This is a genomic window from Corallococcus praedator (assembly GCF_003612125.1).
GTDB classification, from domain to species: Bacteria; Myxococcota; Myxococcia; order Myxococcales; family Myxococcaceae; genus Corallococcus; species Corallococcus praedator.
This window is the reverse complement of record NZ_RAWI01000537.1, coordinates 1-5,237: the sequence shown is the minus strand read 5'-3', so window position 1 is coordinate 5,237 and position 5,237 is coordinate 1. Positions and strand designations below refer to the sequence as shown.

3 protein-coding genes are annotated in these 5,237 nt (G+C 71.2%); 2 read left to right on the top strand and 1 reads right to left on the bottom strand.

All coding sequences use genetic code 11. The annotated features are described in order from the left end of the window. Positions 1 to 5: 5 nt before the first annotated feature. On the top strand, positions 6 to 3,005 hold the full coding sequence (locus D7Y13_RS38150) for a choice-of-anchor D domain-containing protein (RefSeq protein WP_120531951.1): 3,000 nt from the start codon (positions 6 to 8) through the stop codon (positions 3,003 to 3,005). A 125-nt stretch (positions 3,006 to 3,130) separates the two neighbouring features. Further along, the gene (locus D7Y13_RS48380; protein WP_233596009.1) at positions 3,131 to 4,672 is read left to right on the top strand and encodes a serine/threonine protein kinase; all 1,542 of its coding nucleotides are present in this window, start codon (positions 3,131 to 3,133) and stop codon (positions 4,670 to 4,672) included. Between the two features lie 51 nt (positions 4,673 to 4,723). Here the strand turns inward: D7Y13_RS48380 and D7Y13_RS38140 are convergent. Next, on the bottom strand, positions 4,724 to 5,237 hold a 514-nt coding region (locus D7Y13_RS38140; protein WP_147444560.1), incomplete at its 5' end, for a phosphate/phosphite/phosphonate ABC transporter substrate-binding protein.

Here is a 5,237-nt window from a genome sequence, read left to right as displayed (position 1 = left end):
GGACAATGGTGATGGGGTGGAGGGGTCGGTTCGTCCTGTTGGCGTCGCTGGTCGCGGGGACGCTGGCGTGTCACGAAGAAGACCAGACGCGCGGGGTGCAGGCCACCGCGGTGCTGGACATGGAGGCGCTCGACTTCGGAGAGGTGCCGGTGGGCGAATGGCGTGAGCGCGAAGTGCGCATCCGCAACGTGGGCTACGTGCCGTTCTCCGCGCTGGAGGCGCTGGGGCTGGGCGACAATCCGTCCTATCAAGTGGAGCTGACCGAAGGCGGCGGCCGCGTGCCGCCGGGCGAGTCGCACGTGGTGAAGGTGCGCTTCCACCCGCTGGCCGAAGGCGCCGTGGAAGAGACGCTGCGCGTGACGACGGACGCCAACGTGGGCTCCACCCACCAGCTCCCCGTGCGCGGCCTGGGCACGCCCACGCCCATTGGCGTGTACCCGCCGGTGCTGGACTACGAGACGCTGGAAGTGGACAGCGACCGCGTGCTGGAGGTCACCGTCACCAACCCGGTGGACCTGCCCCTGACGCTGAAGGTCGCGGGCGACCAGGCGGATCCGTTCACGCCGGACACCATCACGGTGCCGCCCAACACCACCCAGGTCATCCGCACGAAGTACCTGCCGCGCGCGCTGGGGCAGATGGGCGCCCGCCTGGAAGTCGTCTCGTGCGAGACGTGCACCCCGTCCGTGGTGGACCTGAAGGGCAACTCCGTGGCGAGCGCCTTCGCGTTCGACCCGGCGCCGGTGCCCTTCGACGAAATCCCGGTGCACGAGCGCACCGAGTCCTTCACCCGGGCGCGCAACATCACCTGGCGCCCCGTCACCATCTCCACGCTGGCCACCAGCGACCGCGCCTTCTCGCCCCTGTCCAAGCCCGAGGGCTCCACGGTGCAGCCGGGCGAGGTGGTGGAGATGCGGATGGAGTTCGCCGCGCGCTTCTCCGGCCCCAACGTGGGCAACCTCACCGTGGCGTACGCGTCCGACAAGGCGCGTGAGGCGCGCGTGATGCTGGACGCTCGGGGTGGCCGGCCCACGCTGGCCGTGGCCCCGGTGGCGCTCGACTTCGGCGAGCTGCCGGTGGGCGGCAAGGTGGAGCAGGTCATCCGCATCACCAACGCCGGCACCAACGGCCCGCTCACCTTCACCGGCGTGCGCGCCGACGGCGACGCGGTGCAGTTCGCCGTGGCCACGCCCACGCGCGGCACGCAGAACTACCCGTGGAAGGGCGGCACGTGGCCCGCGCTGGAGGCCAACGGCCTCCAGATTGCCCCGGGCGACGACGCGCTGGAGCTGAAGGTCTACTTCGAGCCCAAGACGGAAGGGCCCTTCACCGCCACGCTCTACGTGCAGTCCAACGACCTGTTCACGCCCGAGCGCGCCATCACCCTCACGGGCCGCGCCCGTGCGAGCGGCCCCTGCGTGTATGAGCTGCTGCCCCAGCCGTCCCTGGAGTTCGCCAACGTGGCGCCGGGCCGCGGCGCGGTGCTGGGCTTCTACTTCCGCAACCCCGGCCGGGCCGAGTGCGCCATCAAGAACGTGCACCTGTCCAACGACGGCGGCGGCGTGTTCACCATGCCCGGCGGTCCCATCACCGGCGGCGTGGTGCTCTACGACACGGCCTTCAGCTCGATGATCTCCTTCCGGGCGCCCACCACGGGCGGTGAGTTCAACGGCGAGCTCCAGCTCACGGTGAACAACCCCGCGTTCCCCACGGTGACGCTGCCCATCCACGCCGTGTCGCAGGCGTCCTGCCTGGTGGCCACGCCGTCCTTCGTGGACTTCGGGCCCATCCGCTACGACTGCGCCGCGAAGCCTCGCAAGACGTTCATCTCCAACCGCTGCAGCGAGCCGCTCACCGTGGCGGACGCCGTCATCGGCAACGGCACGAGCAACCAGTTCTCCCTGATGACGCCCGTCACCGCGCCCGTCACGCTGGCGCCGGGCCAGGGCTTCGAGATGGAGGTCAACTACGCCCGCAACGTGCTGGGCCAGCACTTCAGCCCCATGTACCTGCGGGCGGACACGGAGCCCAACGGCTTCCTCGTCCCGCTGCTCGCGGAGACCAACCACGAGGGCATCCAGGTGGACCGCTTCACGCAGGGCACCGACAGCCAGTTGGACGTGCTCTTCGTGGTCTCCAACACCACCACCATGGACACCTACCAGCAGCGCCTGAAGGCCGCGATTCCCGGCTGGCTGGAGCGCGCCAAGGAGCTGAACGTGGACGTGCGCGTGGGCGTCACCAGCACCGGCCTCGTGCAGCGCACGGGCGTGTGCGGCGGCGGCGCCAACGGCGGTGAGGCCGGTCGCCTCTTCCCGGTGGACGGCAGCCGGGCCCGCGTCGTGTCCGGCACCAGCGCCAACGCGGCCCCCACCATCCAGTCCAACCTGGGCGTGGGCCTCTGCCACAACCTGGTGCAGGGCCTGGAGACGATGCGCCAGGGCCTGTCCGCTCCGCTGTCCGAGCAGGCCGACGACGTGCGCACCGCGCAGCCCAACGACGGCAACCTGGGCTTCACCCGCGCCGCGGCCCGCATGGCCGTGGTGGTGCTGGCGGACGAGGATGACCACTCGGGCTTCGAGCCGGACAGCTACATCCAGTTCCTCCAGACGCTGAAGGGCACGGGCATGTCCCAGCGCAGCAACCTGCACGCGCTCATCCCCACCAGCACCGCGTGCACCACCGCCGGCGCCAGCGCGGACCGCTTCGCCGCCGTCGCCAAGGGCACGGGCGGTTCGGTGGGCTCCATCTGCGAGGGCGACTACCGGGGGTTCCTGGACCCCATCATCCAGCAGGCCGGTGAGCCGCAGGCCGACTTCACCCTCACCGCCCAGCCGGACGGCACCGCGGAGCTGAGCGTGCGCGTGAACGGCCGCGTCATCCCCAGCAACCAGTGGCTGTACGACGCGGGCCGCAACGCGGTCATCTTCAACGAGGGCTCGGTGCCCACCCCGGGCCAGTCCGTGGAGATCCGCTACCGCAGCATCTGCGCCCCGACGCCGTAGGGGGTTCGCGAAGACTCGTGACGCAGCGCGGCCGGACCGGTTCCCAGGGGGACCGGCCCGGTTCGCGTTTTCCGGGGTGACGGACTTTTGAGATCCGCGCGGGCGCGGCTATCGTCACGGTCGGAGTGGAAACGTTCGGCCGCTATGAATTGCTGCGCAAGCTGGCCACCGGCGGCATGGGGGCCGTCTACCTTGCCCGGCAGAAGGGGCCGGTGGGCTTCCAGAAGCTGCTGGTGGTGAAGCGGCTGTTGCCCCACCTGTCGGAGGACGACGAGTTCCTCCAGATGTTCCTGGACGAGGCGCGCATCGCGGCGCTCTTGAACCATCCGAACATCGCGCAGATCTACGAGATGGGGGATGTGGACGGGCAGTACTACATCGCCATGGAGTACGTGCACGGCGAGCCGCTGGGGTCGCTGGTGCCGCGCGCGTCGGCGCACCCGGGAGGGTTCCCGCTGGGCCTGCGCTGTCGCATCATCGCGGAGGCGGCGGCGGGGCTGGACGCGGCGCACAACGCGCGCAGCCCGTCCGGCCGCAAGCTGTCGCTGATCCACCGGGACGTGTCGCCGCAGAACGTGCTCGTGGGCTTCAACGGCGGCGTGAAGCTCATCGACTTCGGCGTGGCGAAGGCGCAGGGCAAGCTGTCCCAGACGGTGGTGGGCACCATCAAGGGCAAGCACGCGTACATGTCCCCGGAGCAGGCGCGGGGCGAGCCGCTGGATGCGCGCTCGGACGTGTTCGGGCTGGGGACGGTGTTCTACGAGCTCTTGACCAACGGGCGCCTGTTCAAGCGTGAGTCGGAGATGGCCACGCTCAAGGCGGTGGTGGGCTTTAAAATCGTCCCGCCGTCGGAGGCGGTGCCGGGCATTCCCAAGTCGCTGGACGCCATCGTGTTCAAGGCGCTGGCGCGCAAGCGCGACGACCGGTTCTCCACCGCGGGCGAGCTGCAGCTGGCGCTGGAGGAGTTCCTCCAGCAGGAGAAGCTGCACGGCACCAGCGCGCACCTGGCCGCGTTCATGCGCGACGTGTACGCGGAGGAGCTGGAGGAGGAGCGCTTCGCGGCCGAGCCGACGATGATCTACTTCGACCCGCGCCTGATGGCCCGGCCGGGCGCCCCGGCCCCGAAGGTGACGGGGACGCCGCCGGCCCAGGGCAAGGCGCCCGCGAAGCCGCCGCCTCCGCCGGAGCCGTCCGCCGTGAGTCAGTCGTCGACGAAGGCCGCGGCCTCGCCGGAGGACGCCGGGGTGGCCCGTCCGCCGGAGCGGCCGGTGCGCACGAAGGAGAACTCCGGCCTGAGCCGTCCCGAAGCGCGGCCGGTGCGCACCCGGGAGAACACCGGCCTGAGCCACGCGGACACGCGCCCCGTTCGGGGTGACGAGGACGCAGGCCGGACGGGAGAGAAGCCGGCGTCGGAAGGGCCCGTGGAGTTCAGGCCGCCCGCGAAGCCCGTGCGTGCTCCGGAGAGCGCCCCTGGCAGCCGGTCCGCTTCGAAGCCGGTGCGCGCGCTGGAAGGTGCCGCCGACAGCCGTTCCGCCTCGAAGCCGGTGCGTGCGGCGGAGGACTCCGTCGGAGGCAAGGCGCCCGCGAAGGGCGCCCGTTCCTCCGAGGGCTCCGTCTCCAATGCCCGGCGCCCCACGCGCGGCAACGGCCCCGATTCAGACAAGTAGGCCCGGGCGCATCATGAGCGCCCTGCCCCGCCGGCTGCGGAAACGCCGCGCCTACAGGCTCGCCAGCGCCACGCGGTACAGCGCGCGGTATCCCATGCGCGGGGCGACCTCGAAGCGCTCCGCGTTGAAGATGTCGCGCAAGAGCGCCTGACCGTCCGGCGTGGCCGGCAACCCCAGCAACGCCGACTCCAGCGAGGCCACCAGCGGCGCCGGCAACCCCATGGCCACCGGCACGCCGTCGTTGGGCGCCTCGTCCGTGTAGGCCAGCAGCTCGAAGCGCGAACCCATCCCCTTGCCCAGCACGTCCTCCACGCCCGTGGCGAACGTCAGCCCGGTGGAGGCCGGCGGACAGAACACGCTCGTCACCTCCGCCCTGCCCTCCAGCACCGCCTCCAGCGCGCCCTGGTACGAGCCCGTGAACTGCTGCGACACGAAGGCCCGCGACGGCTCCAGCCCCTGCGTCTTCAGGTACGCGCTGGGCAGCAGGTAGCCCGCCACCGAATCGCGGTCCACCCACGCCGCCTTGGCGCCCTTGAGCTTCTCCAGCGTCAGCCCGGAGCCCGCC

Coding starts and splice junctions, on each gene's coding strand:
- D7Y13_RS38150 (WP_120531951.1), top strand. CDS start 6: ATGGTGATGGGGTGGAGGGGTCGGTTCGTCCTGTTGGCGTCGCTGGTC.